Below are 351 nucleotides of genomic sequence, written 5' to 3'. Positions count from 1 at the left end.
CTTCTAGATAATCAGAATCAAAGGCTCTCGGTACAAAGGATGCTTTATTTTGTTTATATTGGGTAAAAACTGTTTTCCAATCTGTACTCTGTGCTTTTTGCACTAGGAATGCTTTTAAATCCTCTACAGTGCCGTAGCTATGGTATAAATACTCATAGGCAATCATAATGTCTGGTAATCGGTATCCACCAAGGAGCAATTCTTCAATGGCTTCCTTGTGCTGACTATGTACATTCAGCCCGATCAGTAAATCTGTATAGTTCTGAATGTTTTTATTGTAGTTATTTGGGTCTGACTGCCTAATTACATTATGAACCTCTGTGGAGATCTCCGTAGAAACTGCTTCTTCTA

The 351-nt window shown here is 37.6% G+C and carries 1 protein-coding gene; it reads right to left on the bottom strand.

Annotated elements, in window-relative coordinates; translation table 11 throughout:
• On the bottom strand, positions 1 to 351 hold a 351-nt coding region (locus RCF13_RS23630; RefSeq protein WP_308141598.1), incomplete at both ends, for a hypothetical protein.

Origin of the sequence: Stenotrophomonas maltophilia group sp. RNC7, from assembly GCF_030910085.1 — a bacterium.
Classification (GTDB): Bacteria; Pseudomonadota; Gammaproteobacteria; order Xanthomonadales; family Xanthomonadaceae; genus Stenotrophomonas; species Stenotrophomonas sepilia.
The sequence above is the reverse complement of the archived record's forward strand: the minus strand, read 5'-3'. Positions and strand labels throughout refer to the sequence as shown.